At 63.4% G+C, this 25,561-nt stretch carries 22 protein-coding genes; 18 read left to right on the top strand and 4 right to left on the bottom strand.

All coding sequences use genetic code 11. The annotated features are described in order from the left end of the window. The first annotated feature begins 84 nt into the window (after positions 1-84). From C4S71_RS16510 to C4S71_RS16450, 13 genes are all read left to right on the top strand, one after another. Positions 85-2,280, top strand: coding sequence for a methyl-accepting chemotaxis protein (locus C4S71_RS16510; RefSeq protein WP_103969892.1), 2,196 nt, complete (start codon positions 85-87; stop codon positions 2,278-2,280). Between the two features lie 35 nt (positions 2,281-2,315). Beyond that, on the top strand, positions 2,316-4,499 hold the full coding sequence (locus tag C4S71_RS16505) for a methyl-accepting chemotaxis protein (protein ID WP_103969891.1): 2,184 nt from the start codon (positions 2,316-2,318) through the stop codon (positions 4,497-4,499). After that, positions 4,496-5,362, top strand: a complete 867-nt coding sequence (locus C4S71_RS16500; protein ID WP_103969890.1) for a CheR family methyltransferase — start codon at positions 4,496-4,498, stop codon at positions 5,360-5,362. Before C4S71_RS16505 ends, C4S71_RS16500 begins: the two co-directional genes overlap by 4 nt. A 122-nt stretch (positions 5,363-5,484) precedes the next feature. After that, on the top strand, positions 5,485-6,546 hold the full coding sequence (locus C4S71_RS16495; protein WP_103969889.1) for a protein-glutamate methylesterase/protein-glutamine glutaminase: 1,062 nt from the start codon (positions 5,485-5,487) through the stop codon (positions 6,544-6,546). Between the two features lie 61 nt (positions 6,547-6,607). After that, positions 6,608-8,353, top strand: coding sequence for a methyl-accepting chemotaxis protein (locus C4S71_RS16490; RefSeq protein WP_103969888.1), 1,746 nt, complete (start codon positions 6,608-6,610; stop codon positions 8,351-8,353). Positions 8,354-8,431: 78 nt separating this feature from the next. Continuing rightward, complete coding sequence (cheY, locus tag C4S71_RS16485; RefSeq protein WP_103969887.1) at positions 8,432-8,821, top strand: chemotaxis response regulator CheY; 390 nt, start codon at positions 8,432-8,434, stop codon at positions 8,819-8,821. 39 nt (positions 8,822-8,860) lie between these two features. Further along, positions 8,861-9,535 (top strand): protein phosphatase CheZ, encoded by a 675-nt coding sequence (gene cheZ, locus C4S71_RS16480; RefSeq protein WP_103969886.1) that lies wholly within the window; start codon positions 8,861-8,863, stop codon positions 9,533-9,535. A 169-nt stretch (positions 9,536-9,704) separates the two neighbouring features. Continuing rightward, positions 9,705-10,901: a flagellar biosynthesis protein FlhB gene (gene flhB, locus C4S71_RS16475; RefSeq protein WP_103969885.1), complete on the top strand. Its 1,197-nt coding sequence runs from the start codon at positions 9,705-9,707 to the stop codon at positions 10,899-10,901. Further along, complete coding sequence (gene flhA, locus C4S71_RS16470) at positions 10,898-12,979, top strand: flagellar biosynthesis protein FlhA (RefSeq protein WP_103969884.1); 2,082 nt, start codon at positions 10,898-10,900, stop codon at positions 12,977-12,979. Before flhB ends, flhA begins: the two co-directional genes overlap by 4 nt. 3 nt (positions 12,980-12,982) lie before the next feature. Further along, complete coding sequence (flhF, locus tag C4S71_RS16465; protein ID WP_307718946.1) at positions 12,983-15,205, top strand: flagellar biosynthesis GTPase FlhF; 2,223 nt, start codon at positions 12,983-12,985, stop codon at positions 15,203-15,205. 81 nt (positions 15,206-15,286) lie between these two features. Next, positions 15,287-15,790 (top strand): hypothetical protein, encoded by a 504-nt coding sequence (locus tag C4S71_RS16460; protein ID WP_234240887.1) that lies wholly within the window; start codon positions 15,287-15,289, stop codon positions 15,788-15,790. After that, complete coding sequence (locus C4S71_RS16455; protein WP_103969882.1) at positions 15,787-16,203, top strand: flagellar protein FlhE; 417 nt, start codon at positions 15,787-15,789, stop codon at positions 16,201-16,203. The genes C4S71_RS16460 and C4S71_RS16455 overlap by 4 nt, the downstream gene beginning before the upstream one ends. A gap of 63 nt (positions 16,204-16,266) precedes the next feature. After that, entirely contained in the window at positions 16,267-16,974 is a 708-nt protein-coding gene (locus tag C4S71_RS16450; RefSeq protein ID WP_086510005.1) for an RNA polymerase sigma factor FliA, read from the top strand. A 55-nt stretch (positions 16,975-17,029) separates the two neighbouring features. Here the strand turns inward: C4S71_RS16450 and C4S71_RS16445 are convergent, their stop codons facing one another. Then, a complete protein-coding gene (locus C4S71_RS16445; protein WP_160113399.1) occupies positions 17,030-18,241 on the bottom strand; it encodes an EAL and HDOD domain-containing protein in 1,212 nt (403 codons plus the stop codon). Between the two features lie 100 nt (positions 18,242-18,341). Beyond that, on the bottom strand, positions 18,342-19,118 hold the full coding sequence (locus C4S71_RS16440) for an EAL domain-containing protein (protein WP_086510007.1): 777 nt from the start codon (positions 19,116-19,118) through the stop codon (positions 18,342-18,344). Positions 19,119-19,372: 254 nt separating this feature from the next. On the opposite strand from C4S71_RS16440, the gene C4S71_RS16435 reads away from it, so the two are divergent. Further along, positions 19,373-20,197 (top strand): motility protein A, encoded by an 825-nt coding sequence (locus tag C4S71_RS16435; protein WP_086510008.1) that lies wholly within the window; start codon positions 19,373-19,375, stop codon positions 20,195-20,197. After that, positions 20,184-20,870 (top strand): OmpA/MotB family protein, encoded by a 687-nt coding sequence (locus C4S71_RS16430; protein ID WP_103969880.1) that lies wholly within the window; start codon positions 20,184-20,186, stop codon positions 20,868-20,870. The genes C4S71_RS16435 and C4S71_RS16430 overlap by 14 nt, the downstream gene beginning before the upstream one ends. Positions 20,871-20,887: 17 nt before the next feature. On the opposite strand, the gene argF is transcribed toward C4S71_RS16430, so the two are convergent. Further along, positions 20,888-21,808: an ornithine carbamoyltransferase gene (gene argF, locus C4S71_RS16425; RefSeq protein WP_103969907.1), complete on the bottom strand. Its 921-nt coding sequence runs from the start codon at positions 21,806-21,808 to the stop codon at positions 20,888-20,890. 165 nt (positions 21,809-21,973) lie between these two features. Between argF and C4S71_RS16420 the strand changes: the two genes are divergently transcribed. Further along, entirely contained in the window at positions 21,974-22,324 is a 351-nt protein-coding gene (locus C4S71_RS16420; RefSeq protein ID WP_086510010.1) for a Grx4 family monothiol glutaredoxin, read from the top strand. Positions 22,325-22,570: 246 nt separating this feature from the next. Next, a complete protein-coding gene (locus C4S71_RS16415) occupies positions 22,571-23,209 on the top strand; it encodes an HPF/RaiA family ribosome-associated protein (RefSeq protein ID WP_176342849.1) in 639 nt (212 codons plus the stop codon). Between the two features lie 34 nt (positions 23,210-23,243). Here C4S71_RS16415 and rnt read toward each other — a convergent pair whose 3' ends face one another. Further along, a complete protein-coding gene (rnt, locus tag C4S71_RS16410; protein ID WP_086510011.1) occupies positions 23,244-23,909 on the bottom strand; it encodes a ribonuclease T in 666 nt (221 codons plus the stop codon). A 201-nt stretch (positions 23,910-24,110) separates the two neighbouring features. On the opposite strand from rnt, the gene C4S71_RS16405 reads away from it, so the two are divergent. Next, positions 24,111-25,331, top strand: a complete 1,221-nt coding sequence (locus C4S71_RS16405) for an argininosuccinate synthase (protein WP_103969879.1) — start codon at positions 24,111-24,113, stop codon at positions 25,329-25,331. The last annotated feature ends 230 nt before the right edge of the window (positions 25,332-25,561 follow it).

The raw sequence follows: 25,561 nt of genomic DNA, 5'->3' as shown, positions 1-25,561 counted from the left end.
GCCTGCTAACCCCTAGTAGGTGGAGGCACGCACACGTCGCTACTCCGCGCCCTGATGAAACGTGGTAGCCGAGGGAACAACAAAATGCGCAATAACCAGCCGATCACGCAGCGGGAATACAAGCTCAACGACCAGCATCTGCTGATCACCCGGACCGACCTCGATGGCCGGATCACCTATGCCAACGCGGCCTTCGTCGAGGTGAGCGGGTTCGAGCATGCCGAGCTGATCGGGGCGAATCACAACATTATTCGTCACCCTGACATGCCGCCTGAAGCCTTTGCCGATTTATGGCAGGCGATCAAGCGCGGTGACTCCTGGCAGGGCGTGGTCAAGAACCGGCGCAAGAACGGCGACCATTACTGGGTCCAGGCCACGGTCACTCCCATCGTCGAAGGCGGCGAGTGCCTGGGTTACACCTCGGTCCGCACGGCCGTGGAGTCCAGTGAGGCCGAGGCCGCGGGGCGGGCCTATGAGCGCCTGCGGGCGGGGCGTTCGGGCCTCGCCATTCGCCAGGGGCAGGTGATTCGTCGGGGGCCGTTGGGTTGGCTTTCACGCATCAATCTGCACAGCATTCGTGCTCGTCTCTCCATGCTCACGTTCTCGGCTCTGCTGCTGCTCGCCATCAGCGCCGGTGTCGGTCTCTACGGACTTCAAGTCTCTGGGGAACGCCTGGCCGAGCTCAATCGCGATGGCCTGCAGGATGTGATTCGCCTGCAGCAGCTTGATCAGGCGGTCTCCGACGCGGCGCAGCGACTCTCGGGGCAGGAGCGCATGGCGCTGCTCAACGTGCGACACGACATTGCCGAATCGCTGCTGGCTGGCCGGGACAGTCTGGAAGCATTGTGGCAGGAGTTTCTGGCGCGGGACGTCAACCAGACGCCGGTTGCCATGGAGTTCGATGCCGCGCTGAGGAGCTACATGCAGGAGGGGCTGGTCCCCATGGCCGAAGCGCTGGGTGGGCCGGAGGCATTCGACGCCATGATGGCGCTGAACAACAATACGGCAGAGCTGCGTGACAGTGCCGATGCGCTCTCGTCCCTTGTTAATCAGCTGGTCGATCAGCAGCGGGTCGCGGCGCTGAGCATGGCGGAGGAGGCCGAGCGCGGTCAGCAGCAGATGCTGTTCGGGCAGCTGGCCTTCCTGGCCATTGGCTTCCTGCTGCTGCTGTTGATCAGCGTGTGGATCATGCGCGCCATCACGCGCCCGGTAGGTCGTGCTATCGATTTCAGCCTGCAGGTCGCCTCGGGCAACCTGGCGGTGCGTGTGCCTGAGCGGAGCCGCGACGAGATCGGTGCGCTTCTGGGGTCGCTGGATACCATGCGCAAGAGCCTCTACAGCACCACCGAAAGGGTGCAGCAGGGCATCGACGTGGTCACGCCAGCGTCGCGCTCCATCGCGCAAGGCAACGAGGACCTCTCGGCGCGCACCGAGCAGCAGGCCGCCTCGCTGCAGCAGACCGCCTCCAGTATGGAGGAGATGACCACCACGGTGCAGCAGAATACCGACAACGCCCGTCAGGCCAGCGGGCTGGCGCTGGACAATGCCAGCCGCGTGCGCGACACCGGCGAGCTGATGCACGGCGTGGTACAGACCATGGGGCGCATCACGGCTGGTGCGGAGAAGATGAAGGACATCATCAGCGTGATCGACTCCATCGCCTTCCAGACCAACATTCTGGCGCTGAATGCCTCGGTGGAAGCGGCGCGCGCGGGCGAGCAGGGCCGCGGCTTCGCGGTAGTCGCCGGTGAGGTGCGCAACCTGGCCGGGCGAAGCGCGGAGGCCGCCAAGGAGATTCGCCAACTGATCGACGGTTCGGCCAGCGAGATTCACGAAGGCGCCAGCCAGGTGCAGCGGGCCGAGCAGGCGATGGCCGAAGTGGTGGCGGCCTCGCAGCGGGTCAACGACATCATGGGTGAGATCACCGCCGCCTCGGAAGAGCAGAGCAGCGGTATCGGCCAGATCAATCAGGCCATCACCGAGATGGATCAGGTCACGCAGCAGAACGCCGAGCGCGTGCAGCAGAGCGCACGGGCAGCCAGCGACCTGCAGCACCAGGCCGAACAATTGGCCCAGACCATCCGTGTCTTCCGCTTGCGGGGGGCCGGGCCCGAAAAGGTGGAGAGCCTCTCGGGTAACAAGGATGCCAACACGCATCATCAAGCCGGCACGCAAAGAAAGCCGGCCCAGACGCCAGCCTTGCAGCATGACCCTCTCCCCAGCAGGCGAGCTTCGACCGGCAACCGGTCGGCCGCCGAGGAGGAGTGGGAAACGTTCTAATGGGGACTCTCATGAGGCGGTGAAGGATAATAACTATGCGTGACAATCAACCGGTGACACAGCGGGAACTCAAGCTTGACGATCAGCACCTGCTCATCACGCGCACGGATCTGGAGGGGCGTATCACCTATGCCAACTCCGCGTTCGTGGAAGTGAGCGGGTACGCCCACGAGGAGTTGATCGGGTCGCCTCACAATCTGATCCGCCACCCCGACATGCCCCAGGCAGCCTTCGCCGACCTGTGGAAGACCGTTAAGGGCGGCAACACCTGGCAGGGCGTGATCAAGAACCGATGCAAGAACGGCGATCACTACTGGGTGCAGGCTGCGGTCACGCCGATCTTCGAAGAAGGCAAGTGCCTAGGCTACACCTCGGTGTGTACACGCGCTGCGGAAAAGGATATCGACAAGGCATCGAAAGCCTATGCCCTGCTGCGGGAAGGGAGGGGCAAGCTGGCATTCAAGCAAGGGCAGCTGGTGCGTCGTGGACCCTTGGCGGTCCTGGCCCGGCTCAACGTGCACACCATTCGTGCCAAGCTGGTGATGCTGACCGTGGCCCCCGTCATGCTGCTGTTGCTCAGCGGTGCGGTGGGGCTCTACGGGCTCAAGGTATCGGGCGACAGGATTGCTGAACTGAACGGCAATGTGGTGCAGGATATTGCCGATCTGCAGCGCATCGATCAGGTGCTGAGCCAGCTGATGATCGATCTGGAGCGACCGGTGCGCAATCCCAGAGCACTACGGATAGAGCAGATTCAAGAGTTGGCGGGCGAGGCGGAAGGCGTCGTCGAGCGAATCCAGGCCGCCTGGGCGAGCTTCCTCGAAGGAGAGGATACGACCCTCGGCGAAGTGGCGGCACTGAATGCGCAGCTCGATATCGCCATCGACGACGGTATCCGTCCGACCCTGAAGGCACTGATCGACGGCAGCGGCTTTGCCGCCTATGAAGCCTACAATGACGTGCTGCGCCCGGAAGTCGACGCCATGGGCAGCAGCATCAATACCCTGGTAGCAGGCAAGCTCGACTATGCCGATCGATTGGCTGCCGAAGCCGAGCGCGGTCAGCAGATGATGCTGACCGGCCAGATCGCAGCGCTGTCGGTGGGGATTCTGTTCCTGGTTCTGCTGGGCATCTGGACCCTGCGTGCGATTACGCGACCGGTTAACCGGGCCGTCGATTTCACCCTGCAGGTAGCCTCGGGCAATCTGGCGGTGCGCTCACCGGACCGGACCCGCGATGAGATCGGCGTGCTGCTGGGGGCGCTCAATACCATGCGCAAGAGCCTCTACAGCACCACCGCCAGCGTGCAGCAGGGCATAGACGTGGTGACGCCGGCATCGCGCTCCATCGCTCAGGGCAACGAGGACCTTTCCGCACGCACCGAACAGCAGGCCGCCTCGCTGCAGCAGACCGCCTCCAGTATGGAGGAGATGACCACCACGGTGCAGCAGAATACCGACAACGCCCGTCAGGCCAGCGGGCTGGCGCTGGACAATGCCAGCCGCGTGCGCGACACCGGCGAGCTGATGCACGGCGTGGTACAGACCATGGGGCGCATCACGGCTGGTGCGGAGAAGATGAAGGACATCATCAACGTGATCGACTCCATCGCCTTTCAGACCAACATCCTGGCGCTGAACGCCTCGGTGGAAGCGGCGCGGGCGGGCGAGCAGGGGCGTGGTTTCGCGGTGGTGGCCGGGGAGGTGCGCAACCTGGCCGGTCGCAGCGCGGAGGCCGCCAAGGAGATTCGCCAATTGATCGACGGTTCGGCCAGCGAGATTCACGAAGGTGCCAGCCAGGTGCAGCGGGCCGAGCAGGCGATGGCCGAAGTGGTGGCGGCCTCGCAGCGGGTCAACGACATCATGGGTGAGATCACCGCCGCCTCGGAAGAGCAGAGCAGCGGTATCGGCCAGATCAATCAGGCCATCACCGAGATGGATCAGGTCACGCAGCAGAACGCCGAGCGCGTGCAGCAGAGTGCGCGGGCCGCCAGCGACCTGCAGCACCAGGCCGAACTGCTGGCCCGTGCCATCCGCGTGTTCCGCTTGCGCGGAGCCGGCCCTGAGCAGGTGCCGAACCCACAGCAGAAACATTCTTTCGATACACGGACCGAACGAACGAGTGCCGCCCCCGCTTTGTCGCACGACCCGCTTCCCAGGAAGCAGGCCGTCGTCAAGCCGAGCAAAGCGGCCGCCGATGAGGAGTGGGAAACGTTTTGACACAGTTTCGGGCGCCCGGTAACGAACCGGGGCAATGGTCAGGGCTGGGTCACCTGGAGCGTGACCTGGTGCTGACCGATGAGGACTTCGCCAAGATTCGCCAGTTGATCTATCAGCGGGCCGGCATCGTGCTGGCGGAGCACAAGCGTGAAATGGTCTACAGTCGTCTGGCCAAGCGCTTGCGCCATCATGGCCTGACCCGCTTCAGCGACTATCTGGAAAAGCTGGCACGCCAGCCAGATGCGCGGGAGTGGGAGGCCTTCACCAATGCCTTGACCACCAACCTGACAGCCTTCTTTCGCGAAATGCACCATTTCCCGTTGCTGGCCGAGCAGGTCGGCAAGGCCAAGGGGCCGGTGCGTATCTGGAGCGCGGCCGCCTCCACCGGTGAGGAGCCCTACTCCATCGCCATGACGTTGCACGAGAGCCTGGGGGCAAGAGCCAGCGAAGCGCGTGTGGTGGCGACCGACATCGATACCGAGGCTCTGACCCATGCCCGGGCCGGGGTCTACCCCATCGAGCAGGTGCGCAAGCTCGATGAGGAGCGAGTCAGGCGCTTTTTCCAGAAAGGGCGAGGGCAGCATGAAGGGCTGGCCAGGGTGCGCCCGGAAATCACGTCCATGGTGGAGTTCCTGCATATGAACCTGCTGGCTCCTCAATGGCCGATCAAGGGGCCTTTCGACGCCATCTTCTGTCGTAACGTGATGATCTACTTCGACAAGCAGACCCAGGCACGCATCCTTGAGCGCTTCGCTCCCTTGCTCAAGCCCGATGGCCTGCTGTTTGCCGGCCACTCCGAAAACTTCTCGTACATCAGCAAGGTGTTTCGCCTGCGTGGGCAAACCGTTTACACCCTGGCCTAGCAAGTGTCCGTACTCGGTCAGTTTTCGGATAAAACCTAAAGTTTTTGGTTGCCGTGCCGATCAATGAGGCATGCCCTTTGCTGCGGGTCGCAAAGACTCCCCTACGTGACAGGAGATTGGCCTTGGGATCGAACAGGATCAAGGTGTTGTGTGTTGATGATTCGGCGCTGATTCGTGATCTGCTCAGCGAGATCATCAACTCGCAGCCGGACATGGAAGTGGTGGCCGTGGCGCCGGATCCACTGGTCGCGCGCGATCTCATCAAGCAGCACAACCCCGATGTCCTGACGCTCGACGTCGAGATGCCGCGCATGGACGGCCTGGATTTTCTCGAGCGTCTCATGCGTCTGCGCCCGATGCCGGTACTGATGGTCTCTTCCCTGACCCAGGCCGGTTCGGAAATCACACTGCGTGCCCTGGAGCTGGGAGCGCTCGATTTCGTTGCCAAGCCGTCGCTAGGCATTCGCAGCGGCATGCTGGAATACGCCAACGACATCGCCGAGAAGATTCGAGCTGCCGCCAAGTCGCGACCGCGTCAGGCGCGCCAGGCTCAGGCTGCACCGCGTGCAGCACTCAAGGCGCCCCTGGTATCGAGTGAGAAACTGATCATCATCGGCGCCTCCACCGGCGGCACGGAGGCGATTCGTGCCGTGCTCGAGCCGCTGCCGGCCAACAGCCCGGCCATTCTGATCACTCAACACATGCCCGGTGGCTTCACCCGCTCTTTCGCCGAGCGGCTCAACCGCCTGTGCAGCATTACCGTGAAGGAAGCCAGCGACGGTGAGCGTGTGCTGCCTGGGCATGCCTATATCGCTCCGGGAGATGCGCATCTCAAGCTGGCGCGGAGCGGGGCGAACTACGTCGCCAGACTCGACGACGGTCCGCCGGTCAATCGCCACCGACCGTCGGTGGACGTGCTGTTCCATTCCGCCGCCACTCAGGCCGGGCGCAACGCCATCGGCGTGATCCTCACCGGCATGGGCAAGGATGGTGCCGCCGGCCTGCTGGAGATGCGGCAGGCGGGCTCGGCCACCCTCGCGCAGGACGAGGCCAGCTGCGTGGTCTTCGGCATGCCGCGAGAAGCCATCGCGCTGGGTGGGGCCGTGGAGGTGGTCGGTCTCGACGATATACCTGAACGCCTGATGGCGCTGGTGGCGGCTTCCGGTCGCGCCCAACGTGTCTGACTTCTCGCATTCGTAAAAAACAATAACAAACAGCTGTTTCGTTCTTACAGGGGAAAATCAAATGAGCCGCTTTTTACGTAACATCAGCATTCATGCTTCCATGCTTGCCGTGCTGGTCTGTTTTGCCGCGCTGATCGGCGTGGTGTCGCTACTCTCGATTATGTCGGATCGCCAGGCGAACCGGATCATGGCCGATCTCGACAGTATCAACGTGCAGCAGCTCAGCGAGATCAACCGCGCCGATGCGCTGCTCAACGTGGCGCGGGTGAGCCTGGAGATCGCTTCCAATCAGATCATGCTGGGTCGCATGGGAGATGCCAATCAGCAGCTCGATATCGCCGCCAACCGCATGGACCGCGCGGAGGTAAGGCTGAACAACTTCTCGGCCGCGCCGAAGTCGGTCCAGGCTCAGGAGCTGGCGCAACAGCTCGAGCAGAACTTCAATACGGTGCTGGGCCTCGTCCGTGAGCAGCATCAAGCACTCGACGAACTCAATACCCCGGGCTTCTCCAACCTGCGCGATCAACTGATCGAGCCGAGTGCCGCGCTGGCTGAGAACATGACCGAGTTCGTTGCATACGGCTTCAGCAGCGGCCAGGCCATGACCGAAGACTACCGCGTTCAATCGGAGCGCTTCGTTTTCATTACACTGGCCGCGCTGTTGCTGGCGCTGGTGGTACTCGTGCTGGTCTATGTGGGACTTCGCAGTACGGTGATCCGCCCGCTCAACTCGGCGGTCAAGCATCTGCAGGCCATCGCCAAGGCCGATTTGACGGCCAGAATACCCGAGGGCAGCCGCAATGAGATCGGCAAGCTCTTCAACGCCATGCGCAACATGCAGCAGAGCCTGACACGCATCGTCGGCCAGGTACGTGACGGCAGCAGCTCGATCCATATCGGCACGCGCGAAATTGCCAACGGCAATGCCGACCTCTCTTCACGCACCGAGCAACAGGCGGCTTCGCTGGAGGAGACGGCTTCCAGCATGGAAGAGCTCACCGCCACGGTGCGCCAGAACGCCGACAATGCGCGCCAGGCCAGCGGTCTGGCACTGGATGCCTCGACTACGGCGGAGCGGGGTGGCGAAGTGGTGGATCGCGTGGTCAAGACCATGGGCGGTATCTCATCCAGCTCGCAGAAGATCAGCGATATCACCAGTGTCATCGACTCCATCGCCTTTCAGACCAACATTCTGGCGCTGAACGCCTCGGTGGAGGCGGCGCGTGCCGGTGAGCAGGGGCGCGGTTTTGCCGTGGTGGCCGGTGAGGTGCGTAATCTGGCCAGCCGCAGCGCCACGGCGGCCAAGGAGATCAAGGAGCTCATCGATGGTTCGGTGGCTCAGGTCAAGGAGGGGTCGCTGCTGGCTGAGCAGGCCGGTGAAACCATGGATGAGGTGGTCAAGGCCGTGCGTCGGGTCACCGACATCATGGATGAGATCTCTGCCGCCTCCCAGGAGCAGAGCGACGGTATCGAGCAGGTGAGCCAGGCGGTGGGTCAGATGGACCAGGTGACCCAACAGAACGCCTCGCTGGTGCAGCAGGCGACGGCAGCCGCCGCCTCGCTGGAGGAGCAGGCGAATCGCCTGGAACAGGCCGTGGCCGTGTTCCGTCTGTCCGGCGACGTGAAGCCCGAGGCCAGCACACATGTCGGCAGCGAGCCTGCGGCGAAGCGCGCTGACGTGCCTGCCCTGGCCGAATTGGGCGCCTCGTCGCGCACGGCGCCGCGCAAGCTCGCTGAGATCGATCCCAAGCCCAGCCGCAAGCGCCGCAAAGAGACGGTGGCCGAAGGCGACTGGGAAGAGTTCTGAATAGCACAAACGAATCCCGACGGCACTTCGGTGGCCGTCGGTCATGGATCATTGCCAGGATAGAAGAGAGGAATCCCGATGGCTGACAAGAACATGAGCTTTCTGGTGGTAGACGACTTTCCGACCATGCGTCGGATCGTTCGAAGCCTGCTCAAGGAGCTTGGCTACACCAATGTCGAAGAGGCTGAAGATGGCCAGGAGGCGCTCGGCAAGCTGCGCTCCGGTTCGTTCGAGTTCGTGGTGTCCGACTGGAACATGCCCAATCTCGACGGCCTGGAGATGCTCAAGCAGATTCGCGCCGATGCCGCGCTCAAGGATCTTCCCGTGCTGATGGTCACGGCCGAGGCCAAGAAGGAGAACATCATCGCGGCTGCTCAGGCAGGGGCCAGCGGCTACGTGGTGAAGCCTTTCACCGCCGCCACGCTGGAAGAGAAACTCAACAAGATTTTCGAAAAACTGGGCAAGTGACGCCGGCTGGCCAGTCCTGCTTGCGAAGGAGGCAACAAGATGAGCGCAAACGAGTCGACCGGTGCTGCCGGTGAAGACCTGGTCCAGCGCATCGGCCAGCTGACTCGCATGCTGCGGGAAAGCATGCGCGAACTGGGTCTGGACAAGGAGATCGAAAAGGCGGCGGAAGCCATCCCCGATGCGAGGGACCGGCTCAATTACGTTGCTACCATGACCGAGCAGGCAGCCGAGCGCGCTTTGAACGCCATCGATCGTGCCCAGCCGCTGCAGGACTCGATCAGCAGCGGCGCCGAGTCGCTGGACAAGCGCTGGACCGAGTGGTTCGCCGAGCCCAAAGAGCTCGACGAAGCGCGCGAGCTGGTCAAGGAGACGCGCTCCTATCTGGCCGAGGTTCCCGACAAGACCCAGGCCACCCAAAAAGAGCTGCTCGAGATCATGATGGCCCAGGACTTCCAGGACCTGACCGGCCAGGTGATCAAGAAGATGATGGACGTGATCCGTGAGATCGAACACCAGCTTGTTCAGGTGCTGATCGACAACGTACCCGAGGAGATGGCGCGCGAGAGCATGCAGCGCAAGGCCAACGACCAGTGGGAGAACGACGCGCGGCGGCGGGAGGAGGGGCTCAAGAATGGCCCGCAGATCAAGCCCGGCGCCGATGTGGTCACCAATCAGGATCAGGTGGACGATCTGCTCGACCAGTTGGGTTTCTGAATGTAGCAAGGCGTCTTTCTGTCCCTTCGCATTTACGTTTGAACCTCGATACCTTTCCCTGCGCTGAGGGTCGTGGCCGATAAGGCCACGATCATCGGCGCTTTTTGGCGTATCGTCATCCCCCCGTTGACGCCACAATGGCCACCGTGCGGAAAAGTGTGCGGGAGCCATGGCCGACCAGAGCAGCGATCAGGAAAAGACCGAAGAGGCCACGCCTCGACGCCTAGAGAAGGCGCGCGAGGAAGGTCAGGTCGCCCGCTCTCGAGAGCTGACCACCTTCATGCTGCTATTGGGTGGTGTGGTGGGCATGTGGTCGATGGGGGCGCTGCTCTACGATCAGCTCGGGTTGGTCATGGAGCAGGCCTTTCTGTTCGAGCGGCGTCAGGCCTTCGAGACCGGCCCCATGCTGAGCAACGTGCTCGACCTGGGGACTCGCACTCTGCTGACCATGCTGCCGCTGTTCCTGTTGTTGACGGTGGTGGCCCTGGTCGCGCCGGCGCTGCTGGGCGGCTGGCTGATTTCGGCCAAGTCGCTCAAGCCGCAGATGTCGAAGCTCAACCCCTTCAAGGGTCTGAAGCGCATGTTCGGCACCCAGGCGCTGGTCGAGCTGTTCAAGGCGGTGGCCAAGTCGACGCTGATAGGCGGGGTAGGCATGGCCTACCTCTACTTCAACCGCGGCGAATACCTGTCGTTGATGGACCAGCCAACCACCCAGGCATTGGCCCGAGCGTTGATGATGGCTGCCCAGGCCTGCGGACTGATGGTGCTGACCCTGCTGGTGGTGATTCTGATCGACGTGCCCTACCAGCTGTGGAGTCACGCCAAGAAGCTGCGTATGTCCAAGGAAGAGGTCAAGCGCGAGCACAAGGAGTCGGAGGGCGACCCGCACGTCAAGGCGCGGATTCGCTCCCAGCAGCAGGCGATGGCGCGTAGCCGCATGATGAGCAAGGTACCGGAGGCCGACGTGATCATCACCAACCCTACCCATTATGCCGTGGCGTTGCAGTATGACGAGACGCGCATGGGGGCTCCCCGCGTGGTGGCCAAGGGCGCCGACATGGTGGCGGCACGTATTCGTGAGCTGGGCGCGGAAGCCGGCGTTCCGCTGCTGCAGGCACCACCGCTGGCGCGGGCGCTGTATCATCACGTCGATCTGGACCGCGAGATTCCGCTGGATCTGTATACCGCCGTGGCGGAAGTGCTGGCCTGGGCCTTCCGTCTCAAGCACGTTACCCAAGAGGGGGGAGAGGTGCCGCCTACACCCGAAGACTTGCCCATTCCGGAGAGCCTGGCTGTGCCGGCTACCGACGCGGCCGATGGCATAACTGACCAGGGACCGTCCGTGTCCGATGGAGCGCGTCGATGAAATCCCTGAGCCATATTATCGGGCGTCGTGACTGGCTGGGCGACGTGCGCATGAAGCTGCTGGCCGGTCCGATCCTGATCATCATGATCCTCGGCATGATGATCGTGCCGTTGCCACCCTTCGCGCTCGACCTGCTGTTCACCTTCAATATTGCGCTGGCGGTGATGGTGCTGCTGGTCAGCATGTTCACCCAGAAGCCGCTCGATTTTGCCGCTTTCCCGGCGGTACTGCTGTTCACCACGCTGCTGCGGCTGTCACTCAACGTGGCTTCGACCCGGGTCATCCTGATGGAAGGCCACCAGGGCGGTGATTCCGCGGGCAAGGTGATCGAGGCCTTCGGGCAGTTTCTCATCGGCGGCAACTTCGCCGTGGGCCTGGTGGTGTTCCTGATTCTCGTCATCATCAACTTCATGGTCATCACCAAGGGCGCGGGGCGTATCGCCGAGGTCGGCGCGCGTTTCATGCTCGATGCCATGCCCGGCAAACAGATGGCCATCGACGCCGACCTCAACGCAGGCCTGATCGGCGAAGAAGACGCACGCAAACGGCGTGCCGAAGTGGCCCAGGAGGCCGATTTCTACGGCTCAATGGACGGTGCCAGCAAGTTCGTGCGTGGCGACGCCATGGCTGGCCTGGTGATCATGGTGGTCAACATCATCGGCGGGCTGCTGATCGGCATGCTGCAGCACGGCATGGGTTTCGGCGATGCCGCCAAGACCTACACCCTGATGACTATCGGCGACGGCCTGGTGGCCCAGATTCCCGCCCTGATCATTTCCACCGCTGCCGGTGTGACCGTGTCTCGCGTGAACACCGAACAGGACGTCGGCCAGCAGATGATCAGCCAGCTGTTCGTCAACCCCCAGGTCATGGTGCTGGCGGCGCTGGTCATGGGTCTGCTTGGCCTGGTGCCCGGCATGCCCAACCTAGTGTTCCTGATCTTCACCGGCCTGCTGGCCGGCCTGGCCTGGATGCTGACGCGCCAGAAGGAGCAGCAACTGGTGGAGCAAGAACTCAATACCGAGCCACCACCCCCGCCCGAGGCACCCGAGGCCAGTTGGGACGACGTGCAACTGGTCGACACCCTGGGGCTGGAGGTCGGTCATCGCCTGATTCCGCTGGTGGATCAGCGTCAGGACGGCGAGCTGCTGGGCCGCATCAAGAGCGTGCGCAAGAAATTCGCCCAGGAGGTCGGGTTCCTGCCCGCCGTGGTGCACATACGCGACAACCTGGAGCTGGGTGCCAACACTTACGTGATCACCCTGAAGGGAGCCGAGATCGGCCGCGCCGAAGCCTTCCCGGGGCAGTGGCTCGCCATCGACCCCGGTCAGGTCACCGGCCAGCTGCAGGGCAGGGCAACTTCCGACCCAGCCTTCGGCCTGCCGGCGATCTGGATCGACGCGGGTCAGCGCGAGCATGCCCAGGTGTATGGCTATACCGTGGTCGATGCCGGCACGGTGATCGCTACCCATCTCAACCACTTGCTGCACCGTCATGCGCCCGAGATGCTCGGCCGCCAGGAGGTGCAGAAGCTGCTCGACAAGCTGGGCGAGGAGCAGAAGTCTCTGGTCGAGGATGTCGTGCCCAAGGCCGTCAACCTGACGGCGCTGCAACGTATCCTGCAGAATCTGCTGGAAGAGGATGTCTCCATTCGCGACATGCGTACCATACTGGATACGTTGGCCGAGTACGCCCCGCATCAGCAAGACACCAGCGAGCTGACGGCGCTGGTACGCATTGCCCTCGGGCGGGCAATTACTCAGCAGTGGTATCCAGGCCGCGATACGCTGAACGTAATGGGTCTGGATGCCCAGCTCGAGCAGGTGCTGATGCAGGCGATGAACGGCAACGGAGCGCTCGAGCCTGGGCTTGCAGCGACGCTGATGAGCCAGGCCGAACAAGCCGTCGAGCGGCATGAGGCCAGCGGGGAGCCGCCGGTACTGGTGGTTCAGCACAGCCTGAGACCGTTGCTGGCCAGGTTCCTGCGTCGGCGCATGCGCCACCTGGTGGTCATGTCACAGGCGGAGATACCCGATGATCGGACACTGCGCGTCACGACGCTGGTGGGAGGTCGATAAGCGATGAGTGTGATGCGGTTCCTGGGAGCCAACAGTCGCGAAGCCATGCGCCAGGTGCGTGCCGCACTTGGTGACGAAGCGCTGATTCTGGCCAATCGACATACCGAACAGGGGGTCGAGATTCTGGCGATGGCCGAGTCGGCTACGCCGACGCCCAGTGAGGCGATTCGTCAAAAGCAGCCCGAGCCCGCGGCCCCCGCTGGCCAAGCGATGCCGACCGGTGCAGACCCGGCCCAGGCTCAGGTACAGGCCTTCGAGACCATGAGTGCCAGGTTGCTCGAGGAGATGCGTGACATGCGCGCTCTGCTGGCGCGCGAGAGAAGCCGACCGGAGGCGGGCGGCGCGGCCGGCGAGCAGTTCGTGCGGGCAATGCTCGAAGCGGGTTTCAGCCCGGCGCTGGCCGAAGAGGTCGTCGCGTCGTTGCCGGAAGAGCTGGCTGGTGTCGAAGCGCTGGACGAGCGTGCCATGGCTTGGCTCTTACGTCAGCTGTCCAAGCGACTCGAAGGCCTGGACGACGAAGCCGCCTTCATGGACCGTGCCGGTATCGTGGCGCTGATCGGTCCTACCGGCGTAGGCAAGACCACCACTACGGCCAAGCTGACGGCACGCTACGTCATGCGCCACGGCACCCGGCCGGTGGCTCTGGTGACCACCGATAGCTTCCGCATCGGTGCCCATGAGCAGTTGCGTATCTATTCGCGGCTGCTCGACGTTCCCATGTACGCCCTCAACGCCGACCAGCCGGTGTCGGATCTGCTCGAGCGGATGAAGGGCAAGTCCTGCGTCATCATCGATACGGTGGGTATGAGCCAGCGCGATCAGCGCGTGATCGAACAGATCGGTCACCTGCGCGGCGGCAACACCTCGGTGCGGCTGGTGCTGCTGCTCAATTCTGCCAGTCAGCCGGAGACCCTGGAGGAGGTGGTGGTGCGCTATCGTCAGGCGGCCCAGGCGGCCGGTGGCGAGCTCAATGACTGCATCATCACCAAGCTGGACGAGGCGGGCAGACTGGCCCCGGTACTGGACATCGTCATGCGCCACGGGCTGCGACTGCTGTTCGTCTCTCACGGCCAGCGGGTGCCGGAGGACATGGCCCTGGCCGAGCCCGTCTCGCTCATCGAGCAGTGTCTGGCCAATCGTGTGCCCCTGGCTCGTTCCACCACCTCGCCGACGGCCGCAGACATCTCCTCGCGCGGTGCCGGCAATCTGCTGGGGCAGGGGCGCCGCCTGGCAACGGTGCTGCAGGCGTTGCGCCAGCGCTTACCGGCCTTCGACGGGCTGGAAGCCGTATGGAATCTGCTGGGTCTGCCGGCTTCCGTGCAGCAGCAGCGTCTCGATGCGCTACTGGCAGATCATCCCCGAGCCGGCCAGGCTCACGGCATGCTGTGGAGCGAGCGGCGACGCGTTCCTGGCGAGCACTGGGCGATGCCCGACGTGGCACTGAATGCACAAGGAACCTGGCTGGCGCTGCCGCTGTTGCAGCATCGCCAGGTGGCGGGCCAACAGGCCCGTCTCGAAGGCGCGTTGCAGCACCACGTTGCCGGTGTGCATCTGATGAATGGGCTACCCGATGCCGAGGCCGGCGACTGGCTGGAGCGTCAGGGCCTGTCCTGGTGCAGCCAGGTTCGGGGCAGCTTGCGGGTCGCGCATGTGAGCGAGCGTTACAGCTTGGCTGCGCTGGAGCCGATGGCCGAGGCCGCCGGTCAGGTTCGCTGCCGTTTCCGCGGCGCGCCTGCACGCCTCATGCTCGCCACGCTGCCGGTAGAGGTGAATTTCAAGGGCGGCCGTCGCGAGCGGTCGGGCTTCGACGCGCAGGCTTGGTTTGGTGAGATTCGCGATGCAGAGAGCGGAAAGGCTCTGGCCAGACGCTATTGGATCGTACCCGCCGGGCTGAGCCGCGACCCCGAACCGCTGCTGCTTGCGCTGCTGCAAGCCGATGTGCTGCCGCAACTCGCACGCCGCGCCTGGCAGCGTCTCGAGCCGACCGAGGCTGGCGACCTGCGTGCCGATGTTCGCCTGCTTATGGCCAGCGGTCTGGCCACGGTGGCAGCCCACCTCGACCTTGCCGAAGACGAAGCCGCCATGGATCTCAGAGCCGAGCTGCTGGGTCTTGGCGGTGGGCGTCGCCGACGCCGAGACGTGGCGCTGCTCGAGTCTCTGCTACAACTTTTCCTGGTGCGCGATGCCATTCGCCACCTTGGCCTCGGTGAACGGGAGACAGGCTAGATGGGATGGGACCAGGCCGCAGGCTTGCGCCAATGGGCAAATGGAACGACGCAGGATGAGTGCCCGACACACGTGGCCGAGATGCTGGTCGAGCTGGCCACGGGAAACAAGTCGGAGAATACCCGGCCCAAGCGGGCCAGCGCCCAGCCTGCCGCTGCCAAGGCAGCGCCTGTGCCGCCGCGGTCAGCGGGCAGTGCGCGGGAGCGGACGCTGATGGTGCTGGGGTTGCCGGGCACTGCCGAGCGACACACCGCACGGGTCAGCGAATTGCTCGAGAGCTGGGCCCAGGAGGGACGGAGCTGGGTGGGCGATCCCGGTACCTGGCGTATCGTGGCGCTACCGATTGCCAGCCCGCACCTGTCGCTGCTGGCAGCACAGCAATCTCAATGGGCACTGTGGATAGACGACGACCTGGAGGCGTTCCGCCGCGGCTATCGCATGCTCAAGCAGATCGCCGAGCAGGGTGGGCCGCGACGCTTGATTGCCGTGCATCCGCCGGGCGTGGGGCGGCAGGGGCTGCTGAGCAATCTCCAGTACGTTGCGCAAGCGTATTTCGATATCGAACTGTTGGTATTGGCGAGATGAAACCGTTCAGCCTGCGGCAACTCTGTTTTCTGACTCTTGGCGGGCTGTGGGCGGGCCTGGCTCAGGCGGCCGGCAGTTGGGTGGCCACGGCTCCTGCGGTGCAGGTCGTCATGGCCGAGCGACCCGCCATGTCCGCTGCCTTGTTGCCGCCATCTCCCGAACTGGCACGTGGGCAGGTGATGGGCCGCGTGGTCTGGCAGTTTGAGTCGCCCGCCGGCAGGGAGGTGAATGCCTGGCTCTGCCACCCGGGGGACTGCATTCGCCTGCCCGGGCCGCGAGGGCAGACCGAGGCCCTGGCCGGGGTGCCGGCCGATACACCACTCAACTTTCAGTTTTCACTGCAGGAGCGAGGGCAGCGTGCCGTAACTCTGCAGGGGCTGCAGGTGATCGTGAATCACGACCTCCTGCAGTGATTCTGACCCGTCGAGCGCCGATCGGCATCGCTCGAGGGAACCGTCAGCCGCGAGAGCAAGAGCATGTACACAGCACGAGGCAAGATCGAACAGGCAGACCTGCTGGAGGAGTACCTGCCGCTGGTGAGGCGCCAGGCGCTGTCCATGCAGGTTCGACTGCCGGCAAGTATAGAACTCGATGATCTGATCCAGGCCGGCACCGTAGGGCTGCTCGAAGCGATGGGCCGCTTCGACGCCACTCAGGGTGCGAGTTTCGCTACCTTTGCCAGCCAGCGTATCCGTGGCGCCATGCTGGACGAGCTGCGTAGCCGCGACTGGCTTCCTCGCAGCGTGAGGCGTAACGCCCGGGCGGTCGACGAGGCCGTGCGCAGTCTGGAGCAAAAGCTCGGCAGGCCGGCAGAAGAGCTTGAAATAGCCGCCGAGCTCGACATGGAGCTCGAGGAGTATCGCCAGCTGCTCAGCGATACCAACAGTGGCCACCTGCTGCCCTTCGAGGTGCTCGTCTCGGAAGGCGCCGAGCCCGGCATCGAGGACGCCTCGCTCGACACGCCTTACCACATACTCATCGACGAGGAGCGGCGCCAACAACTGGTGGATGGCATCGAGGCACTGCCCGAGCGTGAAAAGCTGCTGATGGCACTCTATTACCAGGAAGAGCTCAACCTGAAGGAAATCGGCGCCGTGCTCGGTGTCACCGAGTCGCGAGTGTGCCAGCTGCACAGCCAGGCGGTAAGCCGGTTGCGGGCACGCTTGGCGGACAGCGACGCCTAGGTTTTTCCAAAGGTTTTCCCAAAGCCAACGGCGCAGGCAGGCATCTCTCGCAAGCCTAGAGGTTGTCCATCAGCGCCTTGGTGCTGGTCAGGGCATTCATGTAGCACCCGTGCAACTGGTCGGCGGGCACTTCTTCGAGGGCTTCCTCGACCTGGCGTTCGTGGTTCTCGCACAGCACCAGCACGGCGCCGAGAGGTCCGCTGCGATACTTCAATGCATTGATGATCGATTCACCTAGAGGCAGGTGGTCGAGCAAGGTGTTGCGATCCTCTTCGAGCAGGGCATCCATCATCGAGAACAGTCCGGTGGTGAAGGCATCCTCGGGATCGAGAGCGGGGAAGGGGGCCGCCAGATAGCGACACATGAAGGCGCGGATCAGTGCCATGCGCAGCACGATGCGGGACGAGGGCTGCAGGCTTGCCAGGGTCAGGGTCAGAATCAGCCGGCGCAGTTCGATCAACCCCAGGATTTGTACCGCGCGATGCAGATCGACCGCCTTGCCGCCACGGTTGAAATAGGAGGAGTTGGCGCGGCGCAGAATCGCCACATGCAGATGGGGCACCTGCACCACCAGCTCGTGCAGTCGGTTGAGGTCACTGCTGTCTTCCTCGTAGAGCGCGCGAATCAGGCGAATCTGGGCGGCACGGTTGCCGTGGCGTCCTCGGGACGGCGAGGCAATGAAGCTGGGGCGTGCCAGATAGTCGCCGTCGTAGTAATCGCAGCCCATCATCTGGTACCGCTCCAGGGCTGCGCGGCTGTCGAGATTTTCGACCAGCAGCTTGATATTGCGAGCCGGGAGCTTTTCCAGCGTCTTTTCATCCAGTTCGTTGGGTGAGGTCAGCTGTATGATGTCACAGTGGCCGAGCAGCACCTCGGGATCCTGCTTGAACAACCGAGAAGGCACGATGACCCGGTAGCCTCGCTCGCGAATGTCGTCCAGACGCCCGAGCAGCTCGTTATCCAGCGTACGGGCCTCGGCAACGCCAAGCGCCAGCCGCGGTGCCGGGGTGGGCAGCAGTTCGGGGCGATCGAGCCATTCCAGGGGTAGGTCGACGAACAGCGTCCTGTCGCCCAACAGTCCGGCATCGCCAAGCTCGTAGACGGCGCTGGCCAGAGCCCGGGCGGTAGCGGACATGAGATCCTCGACTTCATCCTCGGCGTCGCTGCGCCGGGTGTAGACGAGGCGATCCGCCACATGATGGTGGCTGGCATCGTGAATCGGATGGAGAGCGATGGTGAAAGGCTCTGTACCCCTTTGCTCGGGCATGTGGCTTGGCTCCCTGCTGAGTGTTGCAACACCCAGGTATGTTCTCATGTTTCCAGATATGACGGCGGCTCCGGCACCGCTTTTATTGCGATTGCAGCTTCTACAATGCCTGGCGCAGCGCCGCGAGGCTGGGCGTGAGGTCCGGCGCGAGACTCTCGAGGGCGGGGCGGGCATGGAAGAATCCCTGCTGCTTCGGGATGCCGTTGCGACCGAGCCACAGCGCCTCGTCACGGGTTTCCACGCCCTCGGCAATCAGGTCGATACCGAGCTCTCCGGCGAGGCCGACGAGGGCTCTGAGTATCGCCTGTCGGCGAACGTCGCTATCACAACCCATCACCAGGGCGCGGTCTATCTTGAGCCGGTCCGGGTGCAGTACCGTCAACAGATCGAGATTGGCAAAGCCGTTGCCGAAGTCATCCAGGGCAGTGGTGAAGCCCATGCTGCGATAGGCTTCGATGATGTTGCGCAAGTGCTCCTGATCCTGCACCTTTTCGCTCTCGGTTACCTCGAACACCAACCGCTCCGTCGGCCACCCAACCTTCTGGGAAATGGCCAGCGTTGCCTGAATGCACGCCTGGGGTTCGTAAACGGCATTAGGCAGAAAATTGATCGACAGGCTCTCGCGCATGCCGAGCCGGCTGGCAAGCTCGATGGCGCGGATACGGCAGGCCTGGTCGAAGCGGTAGAGCAGGCGGGGCGTCACCTTGGCCAGGATACTGGCTGCAGACTCACCGGCGGGCCCCCTCACCAGAGCCTCGTAGGTGACGATCCTGGCCGAGGTCAGCTCGACGATCGGCTGGAAGGCCATGGTGAAGTCGAAGGGCAGCTCGCCTTCGCAGCGCTCGCAGTGTCCCTCCTTCTCAACGCATCGATGCATGGCAACTCCTTCCCGAGCCTGTTCGGTATCGTCTGCGTGTTTGAGCAGTGCAGTGCACTCACCGTCTCGTCGAACCGTCACCGGTCAAGCCCACCTGCCCATCCTATCGGCAGTGCTGGGGAAAACTTTAGCTGCTCAGGAAAAATTGATCTGTATCAATTGTTCATGGGCAATCCCGTTATCGAACTAAAGCGCTCGCTATCGCTGCCGATATTTTTCGTTAGACTCGATGCCTGCGCATCTCAGGAGCCTGAATGAATCCCTCGACCATCATCGGCATGTTTGCCAGCATCGTGCTGCTCGTCAGCGTCTTGTTCTTCACTGCCGAATCGCCCCAGAGCTTTCTCAACCTGCCGGGATTGGCCATCGTGCTGGCGGGCACCATGGCGGCCACCTTCATCAGCTACCCGCTCAAGGAGGTCGTCAGGGTGGTGCGCCTGGTGGGGCTGGTGTTTCGGCGCGAGAACACCTACATAAGGGACGACATCAAGGAACTGGTCGACATTTCGCGGCTGTGGTTCAAGGGCGACGTCAGGGCCGTCGAGGCAGCGCTGGAGAAGGCGCGCAATCCCTTCTTGCGCACCGGCATTCACCTGGTCATTGCCAACACCAAGGAAGAAGAGATCTTCGATCTGCTGCGCTGGCGCATTGCCCGGCTCAAGGCCCGCGAGCACGCCGAGGCGCAGATATTTCGCACCATGGCAACCTATGCGCCGGCATTCGGCATGATCGGCACCCTGGTGGGGCTGGTCAACATGCTCGAGGTGATGGAGTCCGGCGACCTGCACGTGATCGGGCCGCGTATGGCCGTGGCCTTGCTGACGACCTTCTACGGCATCCTGCTGGCCAACCTGGTGTTCAAGCCGATCGCCGTGAAGCTGGAGCGGCGCACCGAAGAGCGTCTGATCGCCATGAACATGGTGCTCGAGGGCATCTCGCTCATCACTAAGCGGCGTCTGCCGTCGTTCATCGAGGAGACCCTCAACTCCTTCGTGGCCAACTATCACGACGAGATCCGCGATCCCAGCGTGGCCAAGCGCGACGTTATCGACGATCAGGTGCAGAATGCTCGATCGTAGCACCCGCAACGTGCTGCATCCCCCGCCCACCGGCGAGGGGGAGGAAGAGAGCTGGCTGGTCAGCTACCTGGACGTATTGACGCTGCTGATCACGCTGTTCGTGCTGCTGCTCTCGCTGGCCGGGAACGGCCTGGCCGTGCAGGGCAGTCGCCATGGCGGCGAGGTGGCTACGGCGATCACGCCCCAGGCCGAGGCGGCGGCACGCATGGTGGCGGGAGCGGGGCTCAAGCCACAGCATGAGGGATTGCAGCCACGCTTGCCGAGCCTGAACATCGAAGGCGTCAGCGTCGCCGAAGGGCAGCGCGGCATTACCCTGCGTATCGATGACAACCTGCTGTTCAGCAGCGGCCAGGCCACCCTGACGGCACAGGGGCGCGAGGTCCTCAGCGGCTTGCGCGAAACGCTGGAAAGATTCGACGGGGACATCTCGGTCGAGGGACATACCGACGACATTCCCATCGCCACCGCCCAGTTTCCCTCCAACTGGGAGCTCTCTTCAGCACGTGCGATCGCCGTGCTGCGCTATCTCTCCGAGCTCGGGGTGCCCACCCAGCGGCTGAGAGCGGTGGGCTATGCCGACACACGTCCTATGGAGAGCAACGACTCCATCCAGGGGCGTGCCGCCAACCGGCGCGTCGAGCTGCTGTTGCATCAGGAACTGAGGGATAGCTAGGGGGGCATCGAGCCCCCTCAGTGATCGACCCGACCCAGCAGCAGGAATTCGATCAGTGCCTTCTGGGCATGCAGGCGGTTGCCGGCTTCCTGCCAGACCACGGCGCGCGGATCGTCGAGCAGCGTCTCGCTGATCTCCTCACCGCGATGGGCCGGCAGACAGTGCAGGAAGAGCACATCCGGCTTGGCCTGGTCGAGCAGCGCCTCGCTGACCTGGAAGCCGGCGAAGTCGGCTTCACGCTTGGCCTGTTCCTCTTCCTGGCCCATCGAGGCCCACACGTCGGTGGTGACCAGGTCGGCACCGGCCACGGCTGCGGCAGGGTCGCGCAACAGAGTGACCCGGTCGCCGGCGGCAGCGAGAATGTCCTGGCGCGGCTCGTAGCCCTCGGGGCAGCATATCCGCAGCTGGAAGTCGAACTGCCGCGCGGCATTGATCCACGAGTGGCACATGTTGTTGCCGTCGCCGATCCATACCGCCGTGCGGCCGCGCACGCTGCCGCGCAGTTCGGTCCAGGTCATCACGTCGGCCAGCAGCTGGCAGGGGTGGTAATCGTCGGAGAGCGCATTGATCACCGGTACCGAGCTTGCCGCGGCATAGGTCTCGAGGCCGGCATGGGAGAAGGTGCGAATCATGACGATGTCGACCATCTCCGCGAGCACCCTGGCCGTGTCCTCGATCGGCTCGCCGCGACCGAGCTGAGTGTCGCGCGGCGAGAGGAACAGCGCGTGGCCACCGAAGTGCGCCATGGCGGTTTCGAACGAGACCCGGGTGCGCGTCGACGACTTCTCGAAGATCATCGCCAGCGTGCGATTGGTGAACGGCGCGTAGACAGGCCCTTGTGCGCGCAGGCGATTCTTGATCGTGATGGCGCGCTGGATCAGGTAGTGCAGCTCGTCGGGACTCAGGTCCAACAGGGTCAGGAAATGGCGTGTCGCCATGGCGATCTCTCCGCGCGAAAAAACCACCATCCTATCCAGCCTGCGGGGGATGCGCAATTCGCCCGTCGTCAGTAGAATGGAGCCATGAGCAAGAGGTTGAGTGCTGCACTCGGGTATTTCCCACCCAGCATCCTCGGCCACCATATCTTCCAATAGGGAGCGCACATGAGCACTACCATCGAGAACATTCAGCGCCAGATCAGCGAAAATCCCATCCTGATCTACATGAAGGGCACGCCCCAACTGCCGCAGTGCGGCTTTTCCGCCCAGACCGTGCAGGCTCTGATGTCCTGTGGCGAGCGCTTCGCCTTCGTCAACGTGCTGGACAACCCCGACATTCGCGCCGAGCTGCCCAAGTATGCCAACTGGCCGACCTTCCCCCAACTGTGGGTCGAGGGCGAACTGGTGGGCGGCTGCGATATCGTCACCGAGATGTATCAAAGTGGCGAGCTGGAAAAGCTGATCAAGGACGCGGCGGCCCGGGCCAACGCCAACGAGGAAGGCGGCAACGCCTGATCCCGTTTTCCAGGGCACGACAAGGCCCACGAGCTTCGGCTCGTGGGCCTTGTCGCTATTGGGCAGGTGCTTGTTCGCTTACTTCGAGTTACCAAAACCCAGAGCAGAGTCGATTGAAATCCTTCGGCCCCACTACCACGCTGAACGGGGCAAGGCCCGAAATGGATTCAGGCATCGGGCGGCAACGAACGCAGGCCGGTTGGCCGGAACAGCGTTCGCCGCCTCCTGAGATGGCAGGGAGGAAGCATGCAGACACCCTTGGAAATCACTTACCAGCATGTCTCGCGCTCGGCGTGGATCGATGAGTACGTACGCTCTCGCGTGGCCAAGCTCGAACACTTCAGCAAGGACATCGTCTCTTGTCGCGTCACCATCGAGCAGACGCAGAATCCTCACAAGACCGGCAATCCCTACCGGGCGCTTGTCGAGGTGGTCTTGCCGGCCAAGGGCGAGCTCGTGGCCGAGAAGAGCGACAAGGTGACCGACCCCCAGGTCCAGCTTCGCCCTATCATTCGCAACGCCTTCGAAGCGATGGAGAAGCAGCTCAAGAAGCAGACCGCCAAGCGAGACGGCAAGGTCAAGCAGCACAACGACGAGCCGCTGCCACCGGTGGCGACGGTAGTACGCATGTTCGAGAAGGATGGCTACGGTTTTCTCAAGAGCATCAGCGGCCAGGAATATTACTTTCACCGCAATGCAGTGCTGCACGGCGACTTCGACCGGCTGACCGTGGGCACCCGAGTACGTTTCGAGCCCAACGAAGGCGACGAGGGGCTACAAGCCAGCTCCATACAGATCATCGACAAGCCCGGCGTGGGCGGCTCGGCGGATGGTGAGGATGACCTCGACATGCCCGCCGGCTGGGAGCAGGAGCCCCGTCACTGAGAGTCCTGTAGCACCGAGAGCCCTGTAGCAGGCGTCAGAGCTCCTCGAGACCCTGCTCACGCTGCGCCAGCGCCCAGCCGCCCAGGTCCTTGTAGCGGTTGACGATGGCGCAGAACAGCTCGGCGGTACGCTCGGTGTCGTAGCGTGCCGAGTGCGCTTCCTGGTTGTCGAAGGGGATGCCCGCCGCACGACAGGCTCGGGCCAGAACCGTCTGGCCGTAGACCAGTCCCGAGAGACTGGCGGTGTCGAAGCTGGAGAAAGGGTGGAAGGGGTTGCGCTTGATGCCGCAGCGGTTGACCGCGGCATTGAGGAAGCCGTGGTCGAAGGCGGCGTTGTGGCCCACCAGCACGGCGCGGGTGCAGCCGTGGGACTTGATCGCCTTGCGTACCGGGCGAAAGATCTCGCCCAGTGCCTCGGCCTCGGAAAGTGCGATCTTCTGGCGCAGCGGGTCGTCGAGCTTGATGCCGGTGAAATCGAGCGCCGACTGTTCCACGTTGGCACCGGAGAAAGGCTGCACATGGTAGGCGTAGGTAGCGTCGGGCATCAGGTTGCCTTCCGGATCCATCGTCAGCGTCACCGCGGCGATCTCGAGAATGGCGTCGCGTTCGGCGTTGAAACCGCCGGTTTCCAGGTCGACCACTACCGGCAGGAAACTGCGAAACCGCTGGGCCATCAACTCGCGGGTGATCGCCTCGCTCATGCGCCTCTCCTCATCACTTCCCTCTCGCTGCCTGTCGCTGTCGTCGTGTCGTCTCGGTGTTGGTCCGCCGTGACCAGTCCGTCGCGTTATGGACGAAAAGTCTATCAGCTTGGCTGCGATACGTCCTGTCGCCGGTATTCGCCGGCCGGCAGCCACGCTATACTGCTCGCTCTGTGACGTTTACCTGAGAGGAGCCCCCGAATGTCCGATGTCAAGAAGGTCGTGCTTGCCTATTCCGGCGGCCTGGACACGTCCGTCATCGTCAAGTGGTTGCAGGAAACCTACAACTGCGAAGTCGTGACCTTTACCGCCGACATCGGTCAGGGCGAGGAAGTCGAGCCGGCGCGTGCCAAGGCCCAGGCGCTGGGCGTGAAGGAGATCTACATCGAGGACCTGCGCGAGGAGTTCGTGCGCGACTACGTCTATCCGATGTTCCGTGCCAACACCATCTACGAGGGCGAGTACCTGCTCGGCACCTCCATTGCGCGTCCGCTGATCGCCAAGCGCTTGATCGAGATCGCCAACGAGACCGGTGCCGATGCCATCTCCCATGGCGCCACCGGCAAGGGCAACGACCAGGTGCGCTTCGAGATGGGCGCCTATGCGCTGAAGCCCGGCGTCAAGGTGATCGCGCCGTGGCGCGAGTGGGACCTCACTTCCCGCGAGAAGCTGATGGCCTACTGCGAGCAGCACGACATTCCCGTCGACTTCTCCAAGAGCAAGAAGAAGTCGCCGTACTCCATGGACGCCAACCTGCTGCACATCTCCTACGAGGGCGGCATCCTCGAGGATCCGTGGGCCGAGGCCGAGGAGGACATGTGGCGCTGGAGCGTGTCGCCCGAGGCCGCGCCGGATTCGCCGACGTATGTCGAGCTCACCTACGACAAGGGTGACGTCGTCGCCATCGACGGCAAGCCGATGAAGCCCCACGAAGTGCTCGAGAAGCTCAACAAGCTGGGCGGCGACAACGGCATCGGCCGTCTCGACATCGTCGAGAACCGCTACGTCGGCATGAAGTCCCGTGGCTGCTACGAAACCCCGGGCGGCACCATCATGCTGCGCGCCCACCGCGCCATCGAATCGATCACCCTCGACCGCGAGGAAGCTCACCTCAAGGACGAGCTGATGCCCAAGTACGCCAAGGTGATCTACAACGGCTACTGGTGGAGCCCGGAGCGCCGCATGCTTCAGGCCGCCATCGACGAGACCCAGAAGAACGTCTGCGGAGTGGTGCGCATGAAGCTCTACAAGGGCAACGCCACCGTGGTCGGCCGCAAGTCCGAACAGTCGCTGTTCGACGAGTCCATCGCCACCTTCGAGGACGATGCCGGCGCCTACAATCAGAAGGATGCCGAAGGCTTCATCAAGCTCAACGCGCTGCGTCTGCGCATTGCGGCCGGTAAGGGCCGCCAACAGAGCTAAGGAAACGCTGATTTATTGCTGCGCTCGATATCTTGGCCGCCAGCGGTGCTCGAAATCCTCACCTAGTACCGCATAGGCTCCGGTTGACTCGCAGCCTTCGGCTTCTCGCCCTTCGGGGCCAGCCTATGGCTGTTTGTCGCTTCGCTCGGTACTGTGCTCCGGTGGCGGCCAACCTCTCTTCGCTCGCGACATAAATCAGACGTTCCCTGATGAATGTCGGCGCCGGCCAA

Origin of the sequence: Billgrantia desiderata (genome assembly GCF_900108215.1) — a bacterium.
GTDB lineage: Bacteria > Pseudomonadota > Gammaproteobacteria > Pseudomonadales > Halomonadaceae > Halomonas > Halomonas desiderata.
This window is presented reverse-complemented; position numbering and strand designations above follow the sequence as displayed.

Bases quoted from the DNA above. Each gene is read 5' to 3' on its own strand.
- C4S71_RS16510 (WP_103969892.1), top strand. From the start codon at position 85: ATGCGCAATAACCAGCCGATCACGCAGCGGGAATACAAGCTCAACGAC.
- C4S71_RS16505 (WP_103969891.1), top strand. From the start codon at position 2,316: ATGCGTGACAATCAACCGGTGACACAGCGGGAACTCAAGCTTGACGAT.
- C4S71_RS16490 (WP_103969888.1), top strand. From the start codon at position 6,608: ATGAGCCGCTTTTTACGTAACATCAGCATTCATGCTTCCATGCTTGCC.
- cheY (WP_103969887.1), top strand. From the start codon at position 8,432: ATGGCTGACAAGAACATGAGCTTTCTGGTGGTAGACGACTTTCCGACC.
- cheZ (WP_103969886.1), top strand. From the start codon at position 8,861: ATGAGCGCAAACGAGTCGACCGGTGCTGCCGGTGAAGACCTGGTCCAG.
- flhB (WP_103969885.1), top strand. From the start codon at position 9,705: ATGGCCGACCAGAGCAGCGATCAGGAAAAGACCGAAGAGGCCACGCCT.
- flhA (WP_103969884.1), top strand. From the start codon at position 10,898: ATGAAATCCCTGAGCCATATTATCGGGCGTCGTGACTGGCTGGGCGAC.
- flhF (WP_307718946.1), top strand. From the start codon at position 12,983: ATGAGTGTGATGCGGTTCCTGGGAGCCAACAGTCGCGAAGCCATGCGC.
- C4S71_RS16460 (WP_234240887.1), top strand. From the start codon at position 15,287: ATGCTGGTCGAGCTGGCCACGGGAAACAAGTCGGAGAATACCCGGCCC.
- C4S71_RS16455 (WP_103969882.1), top strand. From the start codon at position 15,787: ATGAAACCGTTCAGCCTGCGGCAACTCTGTTTTCTGACTCTTGGCGGG.
- C4S71_RS16450 (WP_086510005.1), top strand. From the start codon at position 16,267: ATGTACACAGCACGAGGCAAGATCGAACAGGCAGACCTGCTGGAGGAG.
- C4S71_RS16445 (WP_160113399.1), bottom strand. From the start codon at position 18,241: ATGCCCGAGCAAAGGGGTACAGAGCCTTTCACCATCGCTCTCCATCCG.
- C4S71_RS16440 (WP_086510007.1), bottom strand. From the start codon at position 19,118: ATGCATCGATGCGTTGAGAAGGAGGGACACTGCGAGCGCTGCGAAGGC.
- C4S71_RS16435 (WP_086510008.1), top strand. From the start codon at position 19,373: ATGAATCCCTCGACCATCATCGGCATGTTTGCCAGCATCGTGCTGCTC.
- C4S71_RS16430 (WP_103969880.1), top strand. From the start codon at position 20,184: ATGCTCGATCGTAGCACCCGCAACGTGCTGCATCCCCCGCCCACCGGC.
- argF (WP_103969907.1), bottom strand. From the start codon at position 21,808: ATGGCGACACGCCATTTCCTGACCCTGTTGGACCTGAGTCCCGACGAG.
- C4S71_RS16420 (WP_086510010.1), top strand. From the start codon at position 21,974: ATGAGCACTACCATCGAGAACATTCAGCGCCAGATCAGCGAAAATCCC.
- C4S71_RS16415 (WP_176342849.1), top strand. From the start codon at position 22,571: ATGCAGACACCCTTGGAAATCACTTACCAGCATGTCTCGCGCTCGGCG.
- rnt (WP_086510011.1), bottom strand. From the start codon at position 23,909: ATGAGCGAGGCGATCACCCGCGAGTTGATGGCCCAGCGGTTTCGCAGT.
- C4S71_RS16405 (WP_103969879.1), top strand. From the start codon at position 24,111: ATGTCCGATGTCAAGAAGGTCGTGCTTGCCTATTCCGGCGGCCTGGAC.